The 24139-nt window shown below is 65.6% G+C and carries 21 protein-coding genes and 1 riboswitch; of the genes, 12 read left to right on the top strand and 9 right to left on the bottom strand.

Annotation, left to right across the window (positions count from 1 at the left end; all coding sequences use genetic code 11):
* Positions 1-38 precede the first annotated feature (38 nt).
* Positions 39-1091 carry a ferredoxin--NADP reductase gene (locus tag QRN63_RS02035; protein ID WP_285029002.1) on the top strand — a complete coding sequence of 351 codons (1053 nt, stop codon included), beginning with the start codon at positions 39-41 and terminating at the stop codon, positions 1089-1091.
* Between the two features lie 7 nt (positions 1092-1098).
* On the opposite strand, the gene QRN63_RS02030 is transcribed toward QRN63_RS02035, so the two are convergent.
* The gene (locus QRN63_RS02030; protein ID WP_285029001.1) at positions 1099-2853 is read right to left on the bottom strand and encodes an MFS transporter; all 1755 of its coding nucleotides are present in this window, start codon (positions 2851-2853) and stop codon (positions 1099-1101) included.
* A 56-nt stretch (positions 2854-2909) separates the two neighbouring features.
* Here QRN63_RS02030 and QRN63_RS02025 point away from each other — a divergent pair, with 56 nt between their 5' ends.
* The 6 genes from QRN63_RS02025 (at position 2910) to QRN63_RS02000 (ending at position 7970) form a co-directional block, all read left to right on the top strand.
* Entirely contained in the window at positions 2910-3032 is a 123-nt protein-coding gene (locus QRN63_RS02025; protein ID WP_267318684.1) for a hypothetical protein, read from the top strand.
* Positions 2996-3110, top strand: a riboswitch (TPP riboswitch). (Overlaps the previous gene by 37 nt.)
* Complete coding sequence (gene thiC / locus QRN63_RS02020; RefSeq protein WP_285029000.1) at positions 3102-4712, top strand: phosphomethylpyrimidine synthase ThiC; 1611 nt, start codon at positions 3102-3104, stop codon at positions 4710-4712. Its footprint overlaps the riboswitch before it by 9 nt.
* Before the next feature lie 7 nt (positions 4713-4719).
* Positions 4720-5550, top strand: coding sequence for a bifunctional hydroxymethylpyrimidine kinase/phosphomethylpyrimidine kinase (gene thiD / locus QRN63_RS02015; RefSeq protein ID WP_285028999.1), 831 nt, complete (start codon positions 4720-4722; stop codon positions 5548-5550).
* Positions 5547-6173, top strand: a complete 627-nt coding sequence (locus tag QRN63_RS02010; RefSeq protein ID WP_285028998.1) for an alpha/beta hydrolase family protein — start codon at positions 5547-5549, stop codon at positions 6171-6173. Before thiD ends, QRN63_RS02010 begins: the two co-directional genes overlap by 4 nt.
* 14 nt (positions 6174-6187) lie before the next feature.
* Positions 6188-7675: a flavin-containing monooxygenase gene (locus QRN63_RS02005; protein WP_285028997.1), complete on the top strand. Its 1488-nt coding sequence runs from the start codon at positions 6188-6190 to the stop codon at positions 7673-7675.
* Positions 7676-7691: 16 nt separating this feature from the next.
* On the top strand, positions 7692-7970 hold the full coding sequence (locus QRN63_RS02000) for a DoxX-related protein (protein ID WP_267318679.1): 279 nt from the start codon (positions 7692-7694) through the stop codon (positions 7968-7970).
* Here the strand turns inward: QRN63_RS02000 and QRN63_RS01995 are convergent.
* The 8 genes from QRN63_RS01995 to QRN63_RS01960 all read right to left on the bottom strand — a co-directional run bounded on the left by QRN63_RS01995 (position 7967) and on the right by QRN63_RS01960 (position 17669).
* Positions 7967-9157 carry an MFS transporter gene (locus QRN63_RS01995; protein ID WP_267318678.1) on the bottom strand — a complete coding sequence of 397 codons (1191 nt, stop codon included), beginning with the start codon at positions 9155-9157 and terminating at the stop codon, positions 7967-7969. The genes QRN63_RS02000 and QRN63_RS01995 overlap by 4 nt on opposite strands.
* Complete coding sequence (locus QRN63_RS01990; RefSeq protein ID WP_285028996.1) at positions 9154-9792, bottom strand: GntR family transcriptional regulator; 639 nt, start codon at positions 9790-9792, stop codon at positions 9154-9156. Before QRN63_RS01990 ends, QRN63_RS01995 begins: the two co-directional genes overlap by 4 nt.
* A gap of 100 nt (positions 9793-9892) precedes the next feature.
* On the bottom strand, positions 9893-10750 hold the full coding sequence (locus QRN63_RS01985; RefSeq protein WP_285028995.1) for an SDR family oxidoreductase: 858 nt from the start codon (positions 10748-10750) through the stop codon (positions 9893-9895).
* A gap of 162 nt (positions 10751-10912) precedes the next feature.
* On the bottom strand, positions 10913-11323 hold the full coding sequence (locus QRN63_RS01980) for a hypothetical protein (RefSeq protein WP_285028994.1): 411 nt from the start codon (positions 11321-11323) through the stop codon (positions 10913-10915).
* An 82-nt stretch (positions 11324-11405) separates the two neighbouring features.
* Positions 11406-12881 (bottom strand): M28 family peptidase, encoded by a 1476-nt coding sequence (locus QRN63_RS01975; RefSeq protein ID WP_267318675.1) that lies wholly within the window; start codon positions 12879-12881, stop codon positions 11406-11408.
* Entirely contained in the window at positions 12878-14350 is a 1473-nt protein-coding gene (locus QRN63_RS01970; RefSeq protein ID WP_285028993.1) for a M28 family peptidase, read from the bottom strand. The genes QRN63_RS01975 and QRN63_RS01970 overlap by 4 nt, the downstream gene beginning before the upstream one ends.
* Positions 14351-14394: 44 nt before the next feature.
* Positions 14395-15315, bottom strand: a complete 921-nt coding sequence (locus QRN63_RS01965; RefSeq protein ID WP_285028992.1) for a class I SAM-dependent methyltransferase — start codon at positions 15313-15315, stop codon at positions 14395-14397.
* Positions 15312-17669, bottom strand: a complete 2358-nt coding sequence (locus QRN63_RS01960; RefSeq protein ID WP_285028991.1) for a glycosyltransferase — start codon at positions 17667-17669, stop codon at positions 15312-15314. Before QRN63_RS01960 ends, QRN63_RS01965 begins: the two co-directional genes overlap by 4 nt.
* A 382-nt stretch (positions 17670-18051) precedes the next feature.
* Here QRN63_RS01960 and QRN63_RS01955 point away from each other — a divergent pair, with 382 nt between their 5' ends.
* The 5 genes from QRN63_RS01955 to QRN63_RS01935 all read left to right on the top strand — a co-directional run bounded on the left by QRN63_RS01955 (position 18052) and on the right by QRN63_RS01935 (position 24133).
* Positions 18052-19365 carry a polysaccharide biosynthesis protein gene (locus QRN63_RS01955; protein WP_285028990.1) on the top strand — a complete coding sequence of 438 codons (1314 nt, stop codon included), beginning with the start codon at positions 18052-18054 and terminating at the stop codon, positions 19363-19365.
* Between the two features lie 89 nt (positions 19366-19454).
* Positions 19455-20279, top strand: a complete 825-nt coding sequence (locus QRN63_RS01950) for a pentapeptide repeat-containing protein (protein ID WP_285028989.1) — start codon at positions 19455-19457, stop codon at positions 20277-20279.
* A gap of 106 nt (positions 20280-20385) precedes the next feature.
* Positions 20386-22437 (top strand): hypothetical protein, encoded by a 2052-nt coding sequence (locus tag QRN63_RS01945; RefSeq protein ID WP_285028988.1) that lies wholly within the window; start codon positions 20386-20388, stop codon positions 22435-22437.
* Positions 22438-22537: 100 nt separating this feature from the next.
* A complete protein-coding gene (locus QRN63_RS01940; RefSeq protein ID WP_285028987.1) occupies positions 22538-23425 on the top strand; it encodes a glycoside hydrolase family 16 protein in 888 nt (295 codons plus the stop codon).
* 51 nt (positions 23426-23476) lie between these two features.
* Entirely contained in the window at positions 23477-24133 is a 657-nt protein-coding gene (locus QRN63_RS01935; RefSeq protein WP_285028985.1) for a serine O-acetyltransferase, read from the top strand.
* The last annotated feature ends 6 nt before the right edge of the window (positions 24134-24139 follow it).

The following is a 24139-nucleotide window of genomic DNA, read 5'->3' as shown; positions in this document are numbered from 1 at the left end:
GACAATCTGACCTGGTCCGACGACGGAAGGCAATCCCCATGACCGCATCGACAGCGTCCAGGTCACACGAGTTGACCGTGGTCGAGGTGATCACCGAGACTCCCGACGCCGTGTCGCTGGTTCTGGCCGCCGCGCACGACGCCCGCGAGCACTTCACCTACCAGGCCGGACAGTTCCTTACGCTGCGCATCCCGGCGACGGACGGCGCGGTCTCGCGGTGCTATTCCCTGTCCAGCAGCCCGTCCGCTGACGAGCACCTGAAGGTGACCGTGAAGCGCACCTCCGGTGGCCTCGCATCCAACTGGCTGTGCGACCACGCCACGGCCGGTATGACACTGGAATCACTCACGCCCGCAGGCGCATTCACGGTACGCCCGGCAGAGAGCGAGCTGATTTTCGTGGCCGCCGGCAGTGGCATCACGCCCGTCATCTCGATGATCCGCGCCGTGCTCCTGCAGTCCGGCCGCCGGGTGACACTCGTCTACGCCAATCGCGACCGCGAATCGGTCATCTTCGCCGCCGAGTTGACGGAACTGCTTGCGGCGCATGATGACCGGCTGACCGTCGCGCACTGGCTCGAGTCGGAGTCCGGCCTGCCCACCCCAGCCGCGTTGCGCACACTGCTGCCCGCGGCGCCGGGGGCCGAGACCGCCGCCTATCTGTGCGGCCCAGCGGCATTCATGGACGTGGCCGCGGCCGCCCTGCACAACGCCGGCGTCGCCCGTGAGCACGTGCACCGAGAGGTCTTCGTCTCACTGGCCACGGATGCCTTCGCCGCGCCGGAGCCGGCGGCCGGCAACGCCTCAGCCGCCGACTCAGCGACCGCGACCGTCGAGATCGACGGTGATACCCACGAGATCAGCTGGCCAAGGGGCGAAGTGCTGCTCGATGCCTTGCTGAACCAAGGTATCGACGCACCCTACGCCTGCCGCGAAGGCAACTGCGGCGCCTGCGCGTACACCCTCCGTCAGGGCGAGGTGAGCATGCGGGTCAACGACACCCTCGACGACTACGAACTCGGCATCGGCGTGCGGCTGGCGTGCCAGTCGTTACCCGAATCCGACCGTCTGACAGCTGTTTTCGACCGCTGATCGGCCGTCAGGCCGCGTTGTCGGCGCCGGGTTCGGTGGCGTAGGTGCCGGGGTTGAACATCGACGCCACCGCACCGAGCAGCATCATGACCGCGGCCGCGCCGAACACCACGACCAGGCCGGAGTGGAACGGTTCGGTGATGAGCTGCGGGAAGAAGCTCTGACCTGTCAACGTGGCGGCATTGACGCCGGGCTGTTGCAGGGTGTGGAACGGCGCCAGCAGTTCGCCCATGGGGTTGTAGCCGAGGAAGGCCGCGAACAGGCTGCCCACCGGCGGCAGTTCGGCCACCTGCTGGGCGACGTCGGCCGAAACCCCTTGCTGCTGCAGGCCACTGGACAACGCGGTCGGCAACGTACCGGCCAGGCCGACGACCATGAGCGAGAAGAAGATGCCGATCGACAGCGAGCTGCCGGCGTTGAAGAACGTCGACCGCACCCCCGATGCGGCGCCGCGCTGCGCGGCCGGCACGCTGGACATGATGGCCGCGGTGTTCGGCGCGGTGAAGATACCGCCGCCGACGCCGTTGAGGAATACCAGCAACGCGAATTCCCAGTACTCGAAATTAACCGGGATGAGCAGCAGCGCAACGAAAGTCACCGCCATCAGCAGCATGCCGCCGACCGCCAGCGGCCGCGCGCCGAAGCGGTCGGACAGGGTGCCGGCAACGGGTGCCGCGATCAGGAAGCCGATGGTCGCCGGCAACAGGTAGATGCCCGCCCACAGCGGCGTCGATTCGAAGTCGTAGCCGTGCAGCGGCAGCCAGATGCCCTGCAGCCAGATGATGAGCATGAACTGGAGGCCGCCGCGGCCCACCGACGACAACAGGCCGGCCAGGTTGCCCATGCCGAATGTCGCCGACTTGAACAGGCGCATGTCGACCATCGGCGACTCGACCTTGAGCTCGATGATGCAGAACGCGACCAACAACAGCAGCCCCACACCGATGGAGCCCAGGACGGCGGGGCTGCCCCAGCCGGTCGGCGAATTGCCGTACGGCTGAATGCCGTACGTGATGCCGAGCAGCAGCACCGTCAGCCCCAGACCGAACGTCACCGTGCCGGCCCAGTCCAGTTTGCCGGGTGACCGGGTGCCCAGTTCGCGCAGCGAGCGGTAGCTCCAGATGGCGCCGATCACGCCGATCGGGATACCGACCCAGAACACGGCCTTCCACTCCCACTCCGAGAGGAATCCGCCGATCAGCAGGCCGAGGAACGAACCCGCAACGGCAGCAACCATATTGACGCCCAGTGCCATGCCGCGCTGGTTCGCGGGGAAAGCGTCGGTCAGGATCGCCGACGACGACGCCATCAGCATCGCGCCGCCGACGCCCTGGATCACCCGCCAGGCGATGAGCCAGACGGCGCCGCCACCGAGGTGGAACGGATCGAACGACAGCGCGACAGCTGCCAGCGTGAAGATGACGAAACCCAGGTTGTAGATGCGGACCCGGCCGTACATGTCCCCGAGCCTGCCGAACGGCACCACGAGCACGGCCGTCACCACGAGGTAGCCCATCAGCATCCACAGCAGGTAGCTGACGTTGCTCGGCGCCAGCGGGTTCAGCCCGATACCGCGGAAGATGGCCGGCAGGGAGATCAGCACGATCGACGCGTTGATCGTGGCCAGCAGCGTGCCCAGCGTGGTGTTGGCCAGGACGATCCACTTGTAGCGGGGGTGGTCGTGATCCATCTGAACGCGTCGGCGTGCGGTTGCCGTGAGCGCGGTGTCGCGCGGCCCGGTGAGCTCGGTGTCAGTCGTCATCAGTCGGTCTTCGCTCCAATATCGAAAAAACATATGTTAGCTATACAAACGACCTCATGACAATTCGATTCCCAGTCACCGAACAGCCGAAACCGGGGGCACTGCGCACCCTTGCCTTCCCGCAGCGATCGGCTACGGTGAACAACGTCCGCGCGGGAGCGCACACCTTGGTGCGCTGAGAGGACGGCTGAATGGCGCCGTCGACCGTATGAACCTGACCGGGTAATGCCGGCGTAGGGAGTAAGCAGATGACTGCAATTGCTGTATTCAACGACCTTTCCTGCGGCCCGATCCAGGGCAGCGCCAAGGTCTACCGGGAGCTTCCCGACGGCGGAAAGGTCCCGTTCCGACGGGTCAACCTGACCACCGGCGACCACCTCGACCTGTACGACACCTCGGGTCCGTACACCGACGAGAACGCCACCATCGACCTGGAGAAGGGCCTGCCCGCCCGTCCCGGCGTCATCAAGGACCGCGGCACCCAGCTGCAGCGCGCCCGGGGTGGCGAGATCACCGCCGAGATGGCGTTCATCGCCGAGCGTGAAGGCGTGCCGGCCGAGCTGGTGCGCCAAGAAGTGGCCGCGGGCAGAGCTGTTATCCCGGCCAACCACAACCACCCCGAGCTCGAGCCGATGATCATCGGCAAGGCGTTCGCGGTGAAGGTCAACGCCAATATCGGCAACTCTGCCGTGACGTCCTCGATCTCCGAAGAGGTCGACAAGATGGTGTGGGCCACCCGCTGGGGCGCCGACACGATCATGGATCTCTCCACCGGCAAGGACATCCACCAGACCCGCGAGTGGATCCTGCGCAACTCCCCCGTCCCGGTCGGCACCGTGCCGATCTATCAGGCGCTGGAGAAGGTCAACGGCGATCCCACCAAGCTGACATGGGAGCTGTACCGCGACACCGTCATCGAGCAGTGCGAGCAGGGCGTCGACTACATGACGGTGCACGCCGGCGTACTGCTGCGCTACATCCCGCTGACGGTCAAGCGCGTCACCGGCATCGTCTCCCGCGGTGGCTCGATCATGGCGGCGTGGTGCCTGGCGCACCACCAGGAATCGTTCCTGTACACGCACTTCGAAGAGCTCTGCGAAATCCTGCAGCGCTACGACGTCACCTTCTCCCTCGGTGACGGTCTGCGCCCCGGCTCGATCGCCGACGCCAACGACGAGGCGCAGTTCGCCGAGCTGCGCACCCTGGGTGAGCTCACCAAGATCGCGAAGTCCCACGGTGTGCAGGTGATGATCGAGGGCCCGGGCCATGTCCCGATGCACAAGATCGTCGAGAACGTCCGCCTGGAAGAAGAGCTGTGCGAAGAGGCGCCGTTCTACACGCTCGGCCCGCTGGCCACGGACATCGCACCCGCGTACGACCACATCACCTCGGCCATCGGTGCCGCGATCATCGCCCAGGCCGGCACCGCGATGCTGTGTTACGTCACCCCCAAGGAGCACCTGGGCCTGCCCAACCGCAAGGACGTCAAGGACGGGGTGATCGCCTACAAGATCGCCGCGCACGCCGCTGACCTGGCCAAGGGGCACCCCGGCGCGCAGGACCGCGACAACGCGCTGTCCCAGGCCCGCTTCGAGTTCCGCTGGCACGACCAGTTCGCGCTGTCACTCGACCCGGACACCGCCCGCGAGTACCACGACGAGACGCTGCCGGCCGAGCCCGCCAAGACGGCGCACTTCTGCTCGATGTGCGGTCCGAAGTTCTGCTCGATGCGCATCACGCAAGACATCCGGGACGCCTACCCGGACGGCGTCTCCGATGAGATCGCGCAAGGCATGGCAGACAAATCTCAGGAGTTCGCCGACCACGGGAACCGGGTGTATCTACCCTTGGCCCCGTGATGTCGAAGTGAACTTCTTGCCCTTGGCCCCGCCGGGCGAAACGCCGCTGCGGGTGATGACCATCGCCGGCTCGGACTCCGGCGGCGGCGCCGGTATCCAGGCCGACCTGCGCACCTTTGCGATGCTCGGCGTGCACGGGTGCGTCGCCGTCGCCGCGGTGACGGTGCAGAACTCGGTGGGGGTCAAGGGTTTTCACGAGCTGCCGCTGGACATCATCAGCGGGCAGATCACCGCGGTCGCCGACGACATCGGCATCCAGGCGGCCAAGACCGGCATGCTGGCCTCGGCCGAGATCATCGGGGCGGTCGCCGATACCTGGCAGAGCCTCGACGGTGATATCCCGCTGGTCGTCGACCCGGTGTGCGCGTCGATGCACGGTGACCCGCTGCTGCATCCGAGCGCGCTGGATTCGGTTCGCACGCAGCTGTTTCCGATCGCCACCCTGGTCACCCCGAACCTCGACGAGGTACGGCTGATCACCGGCATCGACGTGGTGGACGCCGCGACGCAACGCGATGCCGCCAAGGCCCTCCACGACCTGGGCCCGAAGTGGGCCCTGGTCAAGGGCGGCCATCTGCGGTCCAGCGATCACAGCCCGGACCTGCTGTACGACGGCAGCGAGTTCTACGAATTCACCACCGAGCGCATCGACACCGGGCACGATCACGGCGCGGGTGACACGCTCGCGGCATCCACGGCTTGCGCACTGGCGCATGGCTTTTCGGTGCCGGACGCGGTGGCGTTCGGCAAGAGCTGGGTGACCGAATGCCTGCGGGCGGCCTACCCGCTGGGCCACGGCCACGGTCCGGTCAACGCGCTGTTCCGGTTGCAATCGTGAGTCTCGAGGACATCGCGGGCATCGCGCACGAGCCTGAAGGGACGCCGACGGGCGTCGTGCTGCTCACGCACGGCGCGGGCGGCAACCGCGACGCCCCGCTGATCATCCGGATCTGCGACGAGTGGGCCCGCCACGGCTGGCTCGCGATCCGCTACAACCTGCCGTACCGGCGCCGCCGGCCGAAAGGGCCGCCGTCCAACTCGGCCGCGTCGGACCAGCAGGGCATTATCGAGGCCATCGAACTGGCGCACACGCTCACCGATGGACCGGTCATCGCCGGCGGCCATTCCTATGGTGGCCGGATGACGTCGATGGTGGCGGCGCAGGGCGCCGACCTGGCGGCACTGACGCTGTTCTCATATCCGCTGCACCCGCCCGGCAAGCCCGAACGGGCGCGCACTGAGCACCTCGGCCAGATCGAGGTGCCGACCGTCTTCACGCACGGTACGGCCGACCCGTTCGGCAGCATCGACGAGCTGACGACCGCCGCCCAGCTGATCCCGGCGTCCACCGAGCTCGTCGAGATCACCGGCGCCCGCCATGACCTGGCATCCAAGACCCTGGACGTCCCCGCGTTGGCAGTCGCCGCCGCGATTGTGCTGCTGGCTCAAAGCGGTACCTGAGGTACCGTCTGAATATGACGACGCAGCAGTTCGACGCGGTCATCGTCGGCGCGGGATTCGCCGGTATCGGTGCGGCCATCCAGCTCAAACGCCTCGGGATCGAGAACTTCACCATCCTGGAGCGCGAGGACGACCTCGGCGGCACCTGGTACGTCAACCACTACCCCGGCCTCGCGGTCGACGTGCCCACCACCACCTACTCGTACTTCTTCGAGCCCAACCCGAACTGGTCGCGCCTGTTCACCCCAGGTCCCGAGATCAAGCGGTACGCCGACGACGTCGCCGCCAAGTACGACGTGCGGCGCCACATCCGGTTCAACGTCGTCGTCAACGGTGCCCGCTGGGACGAGGAAGCCTCGCTCTGGCGCATCAACATCGCCGACGGTGAAACCCTCAGCGCCCGCTACCTGATCACCGCAACCGGCTTCCTGTCGCAGCCGAACATCCCGGCGATTCCGGGCATCGAAACCTTCGCCGGTCGCGTCATCCACACCACCGACTGGGACGACGACTACGACCCGGCAGGCAAGCGAATCGCCGTCATCGGCACCGGTGCCACCGCGGTGCAGCTGATTCCCGAGCTGGCCAAGACCGCCGCCGACCTGACGGTCTTCCAGCGCACGCCGATCTGGGTCGTACCCAAGATCGACCCGCGCTTCGGCGCCCGGGCCAAGAAGATGTTCGCCCGATTCCCGTTGACTCAGCGCGTACTTCGCTGGCTCACCGACTCGATCTACGAGGTCATGGTGTCGGTCGGGGTCCGGCACTACGGCATGTTCCGCGGCCGCTTCAACATCTCGGCCTCCGACCTGTCGAAGATGCACCGGTTCTTCGTCATCCGCGACAAGGACCTGCGCCGCCGACTGACCCCGGACTACGACTTCGGTTGCAAGCGGCCGACTTTCAGCAACGGCTACTACCAGGCCTTCAACCGGCCCAACGTGCACCTGCAGGACGCCGGCATCGACCGCATCGAGGCCGACGGCATCCTCGGCAACGACGGCGTCAAGGTCGAGATCGACACCCTGGTGCTCGCCACCGGTTTCGACTTGTGGGAGGCCAACTTCCCGGCCATCGAGGTGATCGGCCGCGAAGGCCGCGATCTCGGAAAGTGGTGGCGCGAAACGCGTTTCCAGGCCTACCAAGGTGTGTCGATGCCGTACTTCCCGAACTACCTGAGCCTGGCGAGTCCGTACGCATTCCTGGGGTTGAACTTCTTCAACACCATGGAGTACCAGATGCGGCTGATGGACCGGCTTTTCACCGAGGTCAAGCAGCGCGGCGCGACGACGTTCGAGGTCACCGAGGAAGCCAACACCGCGTTCCTCGACCGGATGACCGAACTGCTCGGCGACTCGCTGTTCACCCTCGGCAACTGCGCCAGCGCCCACTCGTACTATTTCAATCCCGCGGGTGAGCCCACGCTGCTGCGCCCGTCGTCGACCGAGACGGCGATTCGGGAAGCTTCCGAATTTCCGTTGAGCGACTACAAGATTTCGTGATGAGAGGGGACCACAGGTGACCGACGCCGCTGAGAACACCGCTGGAACGAAGGGCCTGCTGGCCGGGATCGGCCTGGCTCTGGCCGGACTGGCGCACTTCGTCAAGCCCGACCTGTTCAGGGGTATCACCGCGACGGCGTTTCCCGAGGACATCGACAAGCACCTCAAGGTCAACGGATCGATCGAGACGGCGCTGGGCGTCGGCCTGATCGTGCCGCAGACCCGCAAGGTCGCGACCGTCGGCGTGATCGGGTACGTCCTCTACCTGGCCGCCAACGTCTTCCGTAACCGCTAAGCGCGGGCCGGCAGGTGCTTGGACCAGCCGGCCGCACAGATCACCGTGCACACCGCCGCCAGTAGGCCGACCACGGTGAGCATCGCCGGGTAGCTGACGTAGTGGGCCAGCGCGGCGAGCACTGCCGGCAGCAGGAAGCCGACGTACGCCAGCGAGTAGTACACGCCCGACATCCCGGCCAGCTCATGGGGTTTGGCGATGCGCTGAATCTCCAGCAGCCCCGACACGATGGCGATGCCGTAGGCGCTGCCCAGCAGCATGGCCACCAGCACCGCGATGGCCGGTGAGCGCGTGACCGCCGTGGCGACCGCGGCGAACACCCCGGCGGACATCAGCACCATGGACACCACCACGGCGCGGGCGCTGGAATGGTCGTCCAGCCGGCGGGCGAGCGGCTGCACCAGCACGCCACAGGCCAGCGTCAGCACCGTCAGGCCGGCGGTGTACAGCAGCGCCCAGGGGCCGAGCCGGTCGGCGACCAGAGCCGGCACGATGGCATACGCGATGGCCGCCGAACCGAACACCCACGGCGCCATCGGGGCCACCACACGGATGAAGCGGCGGTGCGTGGCGGCCGGAACCCGCAACTGGGACAACAGGTCTCCGCTCACCCGGGCGCCCCGGGTCTCCACAGTCCGGGTCAGCACCAGCCAAAGTGCCGGTGCGCACAGCGCCGCCTGCACCAGGTACGTCAACGTCAGCGGCAACGGCGCGAACTGCGCCAGCAGGCCCGAGGACAACGGCCCGATCGCCAGGCCGAGGGACAACCAGATCGACGCCCGGCGTGCCCCCGCCCCGGCCGCGGCGGTGTCATACGGCGGCGCCGACAGCTCCGCGATCCAGGTCGAGCCGACAGCCATTGCGACGCCCACACTGAGCCCACAGAGCAGCCGGCCCACGAAAAGTGCTGGGAATCCACCCAATTCACCAGTCGCCAAAATCAGGCTGCCCAGCGCCGAGCTGATCAGCCCCGCGATCATCAGCGGGCGCCGGCCGTAGCGGTTCGACATGGCCGCGGCGACCAGCAGCCCGGGGATCAGTCCGAGCACATACGCGCCCAACAGGACGTCGACGTCCACCCGGGAGTATCCGGCGCGGTGCACGTACTCGATCAGCATCGGGGTGAACTGGTTTCCGCCCCAACCGATGCAGAAGACTCCGGCGGCGACGGCGAGCCACGGCTTCATCGCAGCACCACCTCGTACGTCGACTCGAGGTGCGCCAGCAGACGGGCGTCGAACGCCGACGCGTCGCGGGCGTCGATGGTCTGGGCCAGCTCGGCGTGCTCGGCGATGAGCCGGTCCACCAGGGTCCGGTCGGCCTGCACCGCGTCAGCCATCATCCGGCGCTGCCGGTCCCCCAGCGAGCCGTAGAAGCGTTGCGCGATGCAGTTCCCGGCAGCGTCCACGATGTGCCGGTGAAAGGCGTCATCAAGCTCGGCGAAGCGTTGCAGGTCGGCAGCGGCGCCGCGCTGCTGGTCGATCAGACGGGCGAGTTCGGCGGCCGCCGCCTGTGCAGCGGCCTCGGAGCGGCAGAGCCGGCGCACCGCGCTGCCCTCCAGCGCCAGGCGCATCTCGAGCAGGTCGGTGGCTTCCCGCGGTGGGATCGGTACGACGACGGCGCCGCGCCTGGGCAGCAGGTCGAGCAGGTCCTCGGCCGCCAGACGCAGGAAGGCCTCGTGCACCGGTGTCCGGCTCACGCCGAGCTCTGCCGCGACCTCGACCTCACTGAGCAGCTGTCCGCCTTTGACGGAGCCGCCCAGGATCTTGGTCTTGGTGTCCCGGTACGCGCGCTCGCCGGCGGGGGTGTGCTCGATGGCCATGCATCGAGATTAGCAACTTGCATGCAAGCTTGCATACAAGATGCGGCTGAGATCACAGCGAGCTCTAGCAGGGCTAGTCCGACGCTTCGCGCGATTGGGCTCAGCCGGTGTTTGCGTCGGCGAGTTCGTCGGCGACGCTGCGGGGTTCCCGTCCCAGCAGCTCGGCGAGCAATGGATGGACTCCGGCGAAGCGGCCCTGGCGGGCCGCCTGGAAGGTGGTGAGCGTCATTCGCGCGATCGCCTCTGGGGTGCCGGCGGCGACCTGGTCCGCGACCCACGCCTCGTCGTCCACTGTGATGCGATTGATCTCCCGACCACTGACCTTCGACGCGATGACGGCGACGTCGTCGAAGGTCACGGCCTGGCGCGCGGTGAGCGTAACCGGGCCGTCGAAGGTGTGGTCGCCGGCAAGGATGACCGCTGCCCCTTCGGCGACGTCCGCCCGGTGGGTCCAGGAAACCGGACCGTCAGCCGGTGCGGCGATAGTGCCGGTCTGCTGCCACGGGCCCAGCAGCCAGGTAAGGCTATGGGCATAGAAGCCGTTGCGCAGCGCGGTCCACGCGACGCCCGAGTCGGCCAGAAGCTGTTCCGTTGCGGCGTGGTCGCGTGCCGGGTGAAACGGACTGTCAAGGTCGGCGCCCTGGTGACTGGTGTAGAGGATGCGCCGAGCTCCCGCCGCGACGGCGGCCTCGATGCCGACGCGGTGCAGCGCGACCGCATCGGCATGGGGATCGTTGGATGAGACGAGCAGAACCTGCTCGGCATCCTCGAAGGAGCGTTGCAGTGCGGCCGGCTCCTCGTAAGAGCCCTGGCGCACCCGCACGCCGCGGTCAGCGAGGTGCTGTGCCTTGGCGACATCGCGGACGCTGACACCGATCTGCTCGGGGGACAGGCGCTCAAGAAGGTGTTCGACGGTGGCACCATTGAGAGCGCCGGTCGCTCCAGTGACGACGATCAAGAGGGCTTTCCTTTCGTTTCCCCGCACACCCGACGCGTGCGCCTTGTGTCATTGGCTGCGTAGGAGCGGCAGGAGGATGTCGTCACCGCGAGCGGGACGACTGACCGTGATTGCCGCCGGCCGGTGGGGCCGGCCCCGCACCCGATTTCGCGACCATAACCGCTAGTGCGAGGGCTGCTGTTGCTGCGGCCCGAAGTTGCTGGAGCCCCATCGCTCGCGCGGCTGCGTCTGATAGACGGTTGACGTCTGCACCGACGTCGAGGTTTCCGTGGAGGTCTGGACGGACGTCGAGGTCTCGGTCTGTGTCTGGGTGGCCGTCTCGGTGTTGGTCACCGTCTCAGGAGCCGGCGCGGGCGCCTGCTCCTGGCCGCCGCCACCGTTCCCGCCGCCACCGCCACCGCCGTGGCGCTCCTTGGCAGTTGTCGTCGTGGTGGTCGTGGTGCTCGACGGGGTGACCGTGACGGTGGCCGGGGCGTTGTTGCCCTGCGAACCGCAGGCCACGGTCAGCCCGCCCATGGCCAGGACGGTCAGGGTGCCGGCAGCCGCCGACCAACGGCGATAGGTGCTCTTCATGGGCACCATTACTAACGCGGCAACCTGGCAACCCGACTCTCAGAAAACGCGATTCCGCTTATGAAGTCGCTGTGAAACCCGACTACTTGCCTGCTTGCCGGTGCCGCTGGTCGTGCAGCGGCACGCCGTTGGGCCCGGTCAGCGACTGCGCATAGGTGCCGACCGCAAACGCGACGGCCGGCCCGGTCACCGCAAGTGCGGATCGGTTCAGCTGCTCGACGGTGTCGCCCGTCGGCCCGTACCCGGGGTCGAAGGCGGCGCCCGCCTGCCCGCCCCACAATCTGGCCTGGATCGGCGACTTGCGTTGCGACGTCCCGGTCGAGATGCCGCCGACCGGAATCCCGGCGGTGAGGAACGGGCCGTAACCGCCACCCAGATCCATCGTCATGTCCGCGGGCCGCTTCCCGGCGAGAGACAGGTATCCGGCGAGGGTGCGCTCGATACCCGCCGACCCGGCCGGCACCGCGTCGAGTGGGATCTCAGGGTTCGCCTGGCCGGACTGGTCCCCGTCGAACGTGAAGAACCCGGCGTTGGGTGAACCCAGAATGTCGAAATCCAGATACAGCGCAATGTCATTCAGCGGTTCTGCGGCCAACGCGCGCACGTACTTGGTGGCGCCTTCCTGACCGACGGCGCCCGAACCCCAGAAGGTGAACCGCACCGCGTTCTCGACCTTGGGCGAGCCACCGAGCGCGGCGGCGGTCTCCAGCAGTGCCGACACTCCGGTCGCCGCGTCATTGATGCCCGCGCTCGTCGGCGCACTGTCGAGGTGTGCACCTGCCAACACGACGCTGTGCTGGTCGCCGGTCTTGGTCTGGGCCAAGACGTTTCGCGATTTCACCCCGGTGTTCTTGGCGTCAAGGGTGAGTTTCACCGGGGTGCTGGTTTTCAGCAGGACGGCATCGGCGTCCTTGCCGATGATGCCCACCGGCGTGTTGAGGTGCTCGTAGTAGCCGGGGCTGAACAGTCCGCGCGGGGCGCCGTTCTGGGTCGGCGGGCTGACCACCAGCACCGCGACCGCGCCGCGGGCCACCGCGGCGTTCTGCTTGTCGACCACTGAGCACACCGCGTCGTCGACCACCGCGATGGCGCCGCGCAGGTTGAGGGTGCCGTAATCGTCCGGCGCGCACCCGGCCGGCTTGACCGGATGCAACGTCGGCGCGGTCAGGCCACCGGGCGCCGTGGAGGTCAGCAGTGACGCCTGCACGACCCCCCACCGGCGGCCGCCGACGTCGAGCACGGGATTGCCGGGCGCGCCCCGTTCCACGCGCACGTACTCCGGGGTCTGAACGTCGAACCCTTTGTCCCGTAGCAGGTTCGCGACGTAGTCCACGCTGGCCTGGTAGCCAGGCGTGCCGTCGGCCCGGGTGCCTTTGTTCTCCGCGGCGATCGCGGCGAACTTCTTCAGATGGGTGTAGATGCCGTCGGTGCCGACCTTGCCGGCCAGGTCGCGAGCGAGGTCAGGGGCAGGCGGCGGCGGTGGGGCCGGCGGCTGGGGCGGTGGTGCACACGACGCCAGGACAGCGGTCAGCAGGCCGGCGGCCAGTACCCGCCTCATGATGCCGAGACCACGTGCCGGGTCCGGTCAGCGCGGACCGGAACTCCGTTGCGGCCGCCCAGATCCTGGGCGTACCGACCCACCCCGAAAGCCACTCCGCGGCCCATGATGTCCATTGCCGTGCGGTTGATGTGCGCCAAGTCGTCCGTCTTCTTGTGGTAGTTGGAGTCGAAGGGTTTTCCCGCGGTACCGCCCCAGAGCCGGGCCTGCTCGTCGTTCATGCTTTCCTCGTCGCCGGTGCCCAACCCGCCCGCCGGGATACCGGCCTTGGTGAAGGCGTCGTAGTCCGACCGTCCGTTGAACGGATAGTCCTGAGGCGGCTTCCCGGCATCGGACAGATATGCCGTGAAGGTGCGATCGATACCCGCCGAGCCCTCCGGGATACGCGGCACCAGGTCGTCGGCCCGTGGCGGGCCCGAGAGGTTGCCGTCGTAGCTGAAGTAGCCGGCGTTCTCCGAGGCGAGCATGTCGAAATTCAGATACATCGCAATGTCTTTGAGCGCCTCGACGTCGAGGGATTCGATGTAGCGGTCGGAGCCGATCGTGCCCTCCTCCTCGGCACCCCAGAACGCGAACCGCACCGCGTTCGCGATTTTCGGAGCGCTGCCCAACTGCAGTGCCGTCTCTAGGACCGCGGCCACGCCCGACCCGTTGTCGTTGATCCCGGGGCCGTCCTTGACGCTGTCGAGATGCGCGCCGACCATGACGACATCATGCTCGGACCCCGTCTTCGTCTGGGCGATCACGTTGCGGGTGTGCTCGACCCGCACACCGGCGTCCAGCTTGAGGGCCACCGGGCCCGGTGCGGCCCGCAGTCGAGCCCCGGCTGCCTTCGGGATCAGTACCGCGGGAATCTTCACCGTCGCCTTGGCGCCGAGGGTCCCGCCGCGCGCGGGGACGCCCGCCTCGTCGACGTCGTCTTTGTTGTCGGCCACCACCAGCGCGACCGCGCCGTGGACTGCCGCGGTCGCCTCCTTCACCGCGAAGGGGCACGTGCCACGGTCCACCAGCGCGACCGCGCCCTTGATCGGCAGGCCGTCGTAATCGGCGCTGTTGCAGCCTGATCCGGGGCCACCCTTGACCGGCACCAGCGGCGCGGTGAGCCCCGGCGTGCCGACCGAGTACTCCAGCGCCCGCGTCGGTATCCGCGTGCCGGAGACTGTCAGCTCGGGCGTGTTGTTGTACGCCACCTTGACTTCCAGGTCCGGAGTGGTGACATCGAAACCCTTGGCGCGCAGTGCATTCACGACGTAGTCCACGCTTGCGTCGTAGCCCGGCGTGCCGAATGCCCGGTTCCCACCGTTGGCGTCGGCGATGGCCTGCAACTTGGCCAGGTGACCGGTCGTCGCGTCGACGGTCACGCTCTTGGACAGCTCCCCGGCGAAGTCTTCAGCCGCGGGCGCCGACCGCCCACACCCCGAGATCCCGATCGCCAGCACGAGCGCGAGCGCGACGGGGGTACGGGCCATGGGCACCACCGTAGCGTGAACACCAAGCGCTGGGGCTCATCCCGCTATGGGCGCCGTGCCTCCGGTTTCCTCAACACGTACCGCAGGAGGGTCGCCTCCGCGTCACCCGAGCTCAAGCCGTACTCGGAGTGCACCGTGATACCGCGAAGCGGTTCGTTGATGATGCTGCATTCGATGATCTCGAAGCCGGCTTGAGTGAAGATCGAATCCCACTGGCGGCGCTGTACCCGGTTCACGTATTGAACGGTGCTGTTGAACCACCGCTCCCAGGTGCCGGGTGAATACCGCAGGTAGTTCTTGGCGGGCATCGCCGGATCGAAATACGAGAGATGGTCGGCCAGGTCGATCTGGTGGATCGCGTACCCGCCGGGCCGCAACAGCCGGTGCGTCTGCTGGATGACTTCCGGAAGCACTCCGCGTTCCACGTGTTCGAGAGTGTCGGCACTGACAACCAGACCGTAAGACTCCGACGGAAGCGGGGCCAGGGAAGCATCCCGTTGCAAGCAGTACTCAGCGCCCAGCACCTGGTAAGCGCTGTCGAACGACTCGGCAGCCAGCAGATTGTCGATGAGTTCTGCCGCCACCGGACGCCGTTCGTCCGGTAAATTCAGTTGGGGCAGCACATTTCGCAGGCTTGTCAGGTAATGACGGAACACTGGCCAGAGCCGCATGTCATCGACGTCGAACATCGTGGGTCGCACGTCGGCGAGCAACCTGACGAGCACAGACTCGAAATGCACCCACCCGGTCCCCAACTCGAGGACACGATCACCCGCGACGACCGGTTGATGCACGGCGATGAGGTCCGTCAGCGCGATCGCCCTGTCCAAGTAGCGATCGGGCAGACCGGAGCGCATCCGGCGGCGTGTCTCGACGGCGTTCCCGAGGCGGCGGTACGCCGTCCGGGTCTGCGGGGTGAGCGAGAATCCCTTGGCCGCCGTGGCGACGAGTGCGTATCTGATCATGTCGGTGCCCCTACTTTCGCTCGGCGGGATCGCCAACGACTCACGCCATAAGCCAACGGACCGGACAGCATGCCGAGCTTCTCCCATCGGGCCAGTTCGACCGGCCAGTCGTCGGACTGCTTGCGGTCGCGCGATGACATCGACGAGGCGGCGAAGGCGACGCCTGCGGGCAGACGACGCACCAGGGTTCCGAGCATCCTGGGCTCGTGCACGATCGCACTGGTCATGTACGCGCCGAATCCGACGCCGTACCGAAAAGCCTGCTGGCTCAGGGCCGACATCTCCCGCGGGTGGCGGTGCCACACCACTGCGGCAGGCTGGTACACAAGTTGGTGCCGCACGACCACGCGGAAGAACGAGGCGAGGTCATCGCCGCCCTTGGCTGTCGTTCCGATCCCGATCGCCGGGTCGAAGCCGCCGAGCCGACGGAGCACATTTGTATCGAAGGCCATGTTGGCTCCCGACCCCAGCCGCCCGATTGCGAACGGAAACAACGGATCGTCGGGGCGATTGTCCCGCATGTCGTAGGTACGCCGGGCGAAACCTTTGGAGAATCCGCCGTGCCATTCCAAATTCAACTGGGCGGGCGTTTCGAGTTCCGACGGAAGGATCAAACCCGTCACGCATCCGACGTCCTCACCCGATGCGAACCCCTCGGCGATGGCCGTCAGCCAGCCCGGATCGACGATGACGTCGTCGTCGGCGAAAGCGACGATGTCCGTTGTGGTTTCGTTGAGTCCCCGGTTGTGCGCCCACGACAGGCCACGTCGATCCTCCCGCACGTAGCGCACGCGGCGAGCGAACTCGTCGGCGATGAGTGTCTGTGTCTCATCGCTGCTCGGATCGTTGTCGACCACCAACACTTCGAATTTCGGATAGTCAACCGCCAGCAAGGTCCGCAGACACGTTCGGAGGGGGTCGGGCCGATCACGAGTGGCCACGATGACGGTAATCGCAGGCGGGTCGGCCAGGACCTCGGCGCGCTCCTGCAAGCAGCGCGGCTCGGCTGTGGTTTGCAGACCGAGAGCATCGATGCTGTCCACGCGCGGCAGGCCGTCTGCGACGAGGTGAGCGTTGATCTGCTCGTGCAACGATTCCCACACCGCAGCGCTGTGCGCCTGCCAGGCAATGCCTTTGGCACCGTCGAGGATCACCGTGCCGAGGGGATGTGCGTGCAGTCTGATCAGGGCGTAGATGTTCTGACACGTCCGACGCGCGTTTGTCAGCTGAAGATCTGTCGGTGGATGGCTCAGCTCAATCTCGGCGCGGGCCAAGGGTAGTTCCTCCGGGCTGACCGAGCGCAGGGCAAGGTGACAGTCGGCGGCCGGCCCGGACAGGTCCTTGCGCATCGTCGCCTCTTCCCCGTCTTCCTCGTCCGGCGAACGCAGCATGGCGTAGCCGTAACCGATCGTCGTGGCAAGGAGGCCGGCCAGCACCACGGCGCTGCGTGCACAGGCAGCACGCCGACTGCCACGACCGACGACCGCCTCGAGCAGCCCCCGGAAGAATGCCGACGGCAGCACATTGACCACATAGTGACGTTCGGTACTCAGGGCGTCGGACGACCCGACCATGCCGCTCACCCGGTACTTCGACAACCCCTCCGAGAAGCACCTGTCGAGGAAATACCTGAGTCGTGTGCGCTCCGGGGTGACGGCATGCCGGACTGCAATCGTTGGATCGAACAACAGCCTGGCGGTCGGTTGTGCCTGCGAAAGCCGTATGCACAATTCGGTTTCTTCACAGCCGATCGGCCGCGATCCCACCCGTCCGACGTCGGCGTTGAACTCACCCACTTCCGCGAAGACGGAGTGGCGAAAGGACATATTGCAGCCGATGAAATTGCGGACCCGGGTGACCGCGACGGGCAGCCCGCGATGACTGCAGCCGACCACCCAGTCGTACTCGACGGGGAACCAGTCCGGGCGGCCGGCCGCGGGCCATACCGGTTCCGCATAACCCCCGACGCCCGCGACCTCGGGATCAAGGTAGTGCGTACGGAGTCTGTCGGCCCAGCCCGGCTGAATCTCGGCGTCGTCGTCCACAAAAGCCAGCACCTCGCGACTCGCGCGGGCGATGCCGCTATTGCGCGCGCCCGACAGCCCGCGCGATCTCGTGTTGGCAATCACGCGGTCGCCATAGCGATCCGCCATGATTTCGTACAGCTGCCTGTTGTGATCGATCACGACAATAATTTCATCGCCAGAATTCATCTGCCCCAGCAGAGCATCCACACAATTGCCGAGCTGAGAAATCCTTTCGGTCGTATAGGCGCACACGATGATGGACAATGACACATCGCGGGCGCTCCAGGTCGCCGCGGACGCTGGCAAACCACGGTCGATGCTCACCATCAACGCTCACCGCCAGCTTCCAACACACACATCCCCAACCATCGCCCTGCCACCGCATGTCGATCGGGAGCAGCCGTCGCCGCACCGTCCTGGCTATCACATCGGATCACATCGTAGCTATAAACAGCGATAATTGCGCGATACCGGCAAATGTTACGGAAGGTGTTCGTGAGTACATTTGACTCCGATCCACCCCCGCCGTACGCCCCCTACCGCACCGCCGACGATGGTAACGTCAGCCCGAACGCGATAACGGAGCCGGATGAATGCAGCAAACTTCAGCCATCCTCGGTCGGCGCAGCGCCATGCGGCACGGCCCCCAGCCGAAATCGACCTTGGCAAATACTCCGGTCGCATTTTATTTACAGATTAGTTGTAATTCATGACGAGCCTGCGTGCGCAACTGCGTGACATTGTCCGCCGCTTTCTGGATACGCACGTTGCCGTCCATTCCGCAGCATTGATCACCACCTGGATCATTACTGCCGCGACCGGAATAATTTTCTGGTCAATCGCCGCGAGAGTGATGCCACCGCAGCGGCTCGGCGTCGACACAGCGATCATTTCGTTGATATCGACCGCGGGCATTGTCGCGGCGACAGGCACCGGCAACTCGTTTGTGGCGCTACTACCCGTCCCCGGATGCGACCGGCAGGAACGGCTGGCCGACGGATACTTCATCGTCGGCGTTCTCTCGACCGCCATCGGTGCGGCGACAGGCGTCGTCGCCGCCGCGACGCTGCACCTTGAAGTGATCACCGCCGTCTGCTGGACGACAGTCGGCTCGGTGGCAACCGCCGCGTACATGTTGAAGGATTCGGCACTACTCGGACTCAGCGGAACGCCCAAGCTCCTCGGCCAGAACCTCGGAGCCAGCATCGCGAAAATCGCGCTGGTCGTGGTTCTCGCGTCTCACGTATCGCACCCAGCAGTCGTAGCGACAATCGCTTCTTCGGCCGCGGTGGGCGCCATCGCCATCTTTCTTGTGATTCCCAGGCTCCTCGCGACAAGCCCCTTGGCACCACCGGCTACGCCTAGCGATGGCCCGACCAGAAGGGATCTCGCGATCTTCTCGCTGCGCGACGGGGCCGGCAGCGCGATGGCGAACGGCGTGTTCTTGATATTGCCGTTTCTCACCACCTGGATAGCCGGAGCGACCCAGGGCGCCGTCGTGGCCCTGACGCTCTCGTTCTCGCTGTCGCTGGAGCTGGTCTCCAGCGGGATCGGAGCGGCGTTGACGGCCGGCCTGTCCGCATCACCCGAACGGTTGTGGGAGCGTGGCCGCCAGGCATGGCTCATTACCCAGGCCATCGTGATCGTCGCTGCCCTCGGGCTCGTGCTGGCCGGTCCCGCAGTTGTCGCGATCCTCGGGTCCCAATACCAGAACCTGCCAGTCATTTCTGTGTTGGTCATACTCACCGTCGGCTCTGTTGCACGCGTCGCGTTTGTCATCTGGTTGTCGGTGATGCGTGCGATCAGCCGTACGGGGGTGATCTTGGCCGCGAACGCATTTGGAACAGTGCTTGCGATACCGCTCATCGTTTTGTGCACTGCGCGCTGGGGTGCGGTAGGAGCCGCTGCGGCCTTGAGTGTCGCTTCTGCCGCGACGGGAGCCATCGGCGCCGTCGGAATTCTGAGCAGAAATCGGTCTGTGGTCCCTACCTTGAAGGACAGCACATCAGGGGGTTACCCGTGACGAAATCCAGTCTGTTGGCGCGGATATGGCGCTTCTTCAACAAGCCCGATCCGCCATGGTGGGTCCCCGCTACTACGACGGCGTTGCTCGTGGCGGTGGCAGTGGTCGGTGCCACCGCGGTCGTCGAACATCAACGGGCCGAGCGCGACAACGTGCAGCACGATGCCGACATGAACCAGGCCCAGGTGCTCGAGAACCTTCGATTCGTCCGCGACTACGGCAATTTCCAACGGCAACTCGCCAGCACGCAGACGGGCGGTACGACCACCAGCGGTGGCACCTGTTCGCCACCCCGACATGCCAGTGCGGCCGTTCGGCAATCGTTCGAGAGCATCAACCTATCGGGCCAGAATCTGTCATTCCTTCAACTGCCGAACACGAACTTTGCGCGAGCCAACATAGACGGCGGGCGTCTCATCGGGGTGGTGCTGACACCCAATACCGACCTGTCCGGCGCCTCGCTTGTCGAGGCATCTCTCGTCGACGGCGACCTCAGCGAAGCCAGCTTGGTCAACGCAGACCTGACCAACGCCGATCTGCACGGGGCCCGCCTGTGTGGCGCGAACCTCGCCGGGGCGAAACTTGCGGGGGCAAACCTGAGCAATGCCGTGCTCACCGGCATCGATTTCAGCGACGCAAATGGCACGTGGATCGCGCCGGACGGCGCACCGGATTCCGGTTTCGTCGTCCACGGGAAAGTGAACCTGAGCCGCGCCGACCTCGCAGGCGCCGACCTCACCGGCGCGGCCAACCTGGACGCCGCAATGCTCTACGACATCTACTACGACAACTCGACGAAGTGGCCTGCGGGCTTCGCGCCGCAGCCTAGTCGCGAAAAGCGTTGCGTCCGTGACGATAAGTTCAGCAATCCAGGCAGTCCGTGCCTCGAGGGTGAAGAGGGGGCCTCCCGTTAGCGCGGAACCCGACCAGATACGCCGACCGCCGTTGCGGCCGGGGCAAGGCCGACACCGCTCCATATCTGCCTCGGCACGCCAGCCACAGATACTCGCGCAGCTGGCAGTGATTGCCGGCGCCGCCGGAGCCCTGTCCGCCATACCAACCACCCCGCTGTTGCAGGCATTGCTTCTCGTCATCTTTTCGGTAGCTGGTATTGGCAGTGCCGCGTTGTGTTGGCTGGATCTGCCGACACCGGCAGCCATTTCCGGCGTGATAGGGCTCAGCGTAGCCGGCGTCATCGCACTGACGACCTCGATCACCTGGCTGAAAATCTGGGCGCCGATCCCTTCCTGTTTGGTGGCCTCGCTGACGGTTGCCGCAGTTGGACTACTGCGGCTGCGGAAACTGAATGGTGAAGGTGACAATCCACAGCCGTCGAAAACCGTTGTAGCACAGGAGGTGAACTTTGGGCTGGGCACATCTGCGCGACCGCCACGTCTCGGTGGGATCACCGGAATCTATGTCGTCCCAGCGATACTGATGGTTTCGCTCTGTATTTGGGTGGTGGCCCTGCCAGGACTACGCCGAGTGACGGCAGGACAGTGGGGACTGATCTTCTCCTCGAGCGGAGTGCTCCTGATGATCGCGCTCCTGCTCGCTGTCACCGGCTTCGCCGTCGCTATCGTGGTCCACCGCGAAATCATCGCTGCCGTAGCTATTCTGGTCACACTGACGATCGACCGGGTGACCGTTCCGATGATCACCGAAGTTCCCATCTACACGTGGACCTACAAGCATATCGGACTTGTCGACTACCTCGTCAAGAACCATGAGCTCCCACCGGCCGGCGTCGACATCTATAACCAGTGGCCGGGTTTCTTCACCGCCATGGCGTGGTTCAGTTCAATCACGAAGGCAGACTTGGTCATCACTGCGCAATGGTTCGGAATTGCCAGTGACGCGCTGCTCATTGTCTTGGTGACAGCGCTCGCGTTGAGTTTCCAGGCAACGTTGCGCTCCGCGTTGGTGGCGGGAATGCTCGCTCTGCTCGTCAACTGGGTTGGCCAGGACTACTATTCACCGCAAGCCACCGCGATCGTCCTTGCCGCATCGATACTCACCCTGCAGTCATGTTCCAGAACGGTACCTGCAGCGGGCTATGTTTCGGTTCCCATCTTCGCAGTACTGGTGCCGACTCATCAGCTCACGCCGGTCTGGATCGTGGCGGTGACTGCAGCCCTGGCCCTTCTCAAACAATTTCGGCCCCCATGGCTGTCGGCCGTGTACATCACGATCTTGGCGGCATATCTGATTCCCAGACATCACGTCATCCTCAAGAATGGTGGCCTCGCGAGCTTCAACCCGTTCAACAACACCAAAGCCGTTGGGCAGGGCCGCGGATCAGACGGACGCGTCTTCAGCGTGATCATCGAGCAGGGGCTGTCATTATCGATCTGGGTGGCTGCCGCGGTCTGCTTTATCCTGATCTGGCGCCGCGGCCGCCCGCCCTGGGAGCTGGCCCTGGTGGCGTTCTCGCCTCTCGCACTGATCTTCGCTCTCAACTACGGCGGCGAGGCCATTCTCCGAGTGTTCCTCTACTCGTTGTTGGGATCGTGCGTTCTGATTGCTCCTTTCATCGCCAGGGCACTGGATTTTCGGCCACCGCAACGCATAAGGGGGATGGTTCTCGCATGGCTGGCCATAGTGATCGCAGGAGCAGCCGGAATGCAGGGCTACTACGGCAGCTGGACCTACATCACGGTAACGCGCCACCAACTGGAACAGAGCCGCGATCTGCTCAGCAGGAACGAGCCCGGTATCACCGTCACGGTCATGGCACCGCCTGCGGGCTGGCCGGAACGCAGCAGCGCCGACTACGTGAAATTCGCACTGGCCCAAGGTAACTACGACAATCCCCTGGACGATCTGCGCACCTCACTACTCAAGGGACTTCCGACGCCGGAGGCTATCGACAATCTCGAAGCGGTTCCAGCCAACGGGGCGCTCTATATCGTCCTGCCCAAGCAAGTCTGGGCTTACAACGCCTATATCGGGCTGTTTCCCCCAGGAGCACTGGAAAGCCTTGTCGAACAGCTGTCCCAGCGTCCGAACTGGGTCCGAGTCATCGAAGACCAAGACACCTTGGCCTTCAAGTACATGCCGCCTCGGAGATGATTGGAGTGCATCATGGGTGACCGATACGCGCGAAGCGCCAGGACCGTGCTTCTCGTGATGGCTCTACTGGTTGTGCTGTTCGTATCACTTGGAGTCTACGATGCCGTCGTCGGACACTGACATCCGGCGGACGTTCCGGGTGATGCGCCATGCGGCGCTCCTCGCGGTCACCCTGCTGACATCAGCATGCCTGGCCGATCCGACGCCGAGTGATCCGGTGACGACCAATCCGATCAACAGCACCACCTTGTCCAGCCTGCTGTCGAAACTCACGCTCTCCGACGAGGACGACTTCAGTGGAGGGGTGAATGCGCCTCCCGACCCGCGCATGTGGAACATCGACATCGGCAATCGGTGGGGCAATGGCAAGGAAACACAGGCATATACCGCCGACCCGGCCAACGTCCGCCAGGATGGCGCGGGCCACCTAGTCCTGGAGGCGACCACCACGGACGGGCGTGTCACGTCTGCGCGCATAAATACCGAAGGCAAGACGCAATTGACGGATGGATTGATCGCAGCGCGCATCAAAATGCCGGCGGGGCAAGGTCTTCATCCTGCGTTCTGGATGCTCGGAAGTTCTCTGCGCACCGCGGGATGGCCCGCGTGCGGTGAGATCGACATCGTGGAGTTCATCAACGATGGCTCGTTGGCGTATTTCACCATTCACGGTCCCCCCAGTGATACCCGGCAGGCAGGACCTGACGGCGATGTCCAATTGCAATCTACGAAGGCATCCCGCAACTTGGTCGACGAGTTCCACACGTACTGGATGTACAAGCAATCACGGCGAGTGATCATGGGTATAGATGACAACCAGGTCGCCGGCTTCAGTGCGGATCATCTCCGGCAGGGTTGGAAATGGGTGTACGACGGGCCGTTTTTCGCTGTCCTGAACGTGGCTGTCGGCGGCGACTGGCCTGGTCCACTCACGCCCGGTGTACTGCCCAAACAGATGGTCGTGGACTGGATCAGGCTCTACCGATGAGCTTGCGGCGATCATCAACTGGGCGGCGCAGATTCAGATAAAGTTGCCATCGTGCCCGCCGATCCGCATCCGTGGTCGCGCGCGTGGGCTGACCTGCGAGCGGACCTGGACAGATACCGCGTAACCGACCGCCGACCGACGGCGGCGAACCTCTACCTTTCGCCGGGAACGGTCGCTTCGGTGCATTTTCGAGTTGCTCATTGGGTGTGGAACGGCCGCGGTCCGCTTTATCTCGCTGCCCGCATACCGCTGCTGATCCTGCAGAGATTCGTGGAAATGTGGTCGGGCATCTCGATCGGACCCCGGGCGCTGATCGGTCCTGGCCTGCATATCGACCACTTCAGCGGAGTGATCGTCAGCGGTGACGCGGTGCTCGGCAGCAATGTCAGCCTGTCGCAGGGCGTGACGATCGGTGTCGCTGGCCGCGGTGAGCGCCGCGGTACACCCGTGATCGGTGACCGGGTGTTCGTCGGGGCCGGCGCCACCGTGTGCGGACCGGTCAAGGTAGGAAACGACGTAGCGATCGGGACGAACGCCGCGGTCACGCAACATGTTGCCGACCGTGCCGTGGTCGCCGGGGTACCGGCGCGGGTGATCAGCTTTGCCGGCAGCTTCGATTTCATCGCTTACCGCGGCATGGAAATCGACGTGGCCCGAGCGGAATCGCTGGCTCTGGCCGAAACAGAGATGCCGGCCGGGCCCCGCTGATCAAGG

This window comes from Mycolicibacterium sp. lyk4-40-TYG-92 (assembly GCF_030209435.1).
In the GTDB taxonomy this organism is placed as follows: domain Bacteria; phylum Actinomycetota; class Actinomycetes; order Mycobacteriales; family Mycobacteriaceae; genus Mycobacterium.
Note: the sequence above shows the minus strand (reverse complement) of the source record. Positions and strands in the feature narration are given on the sequence as shown.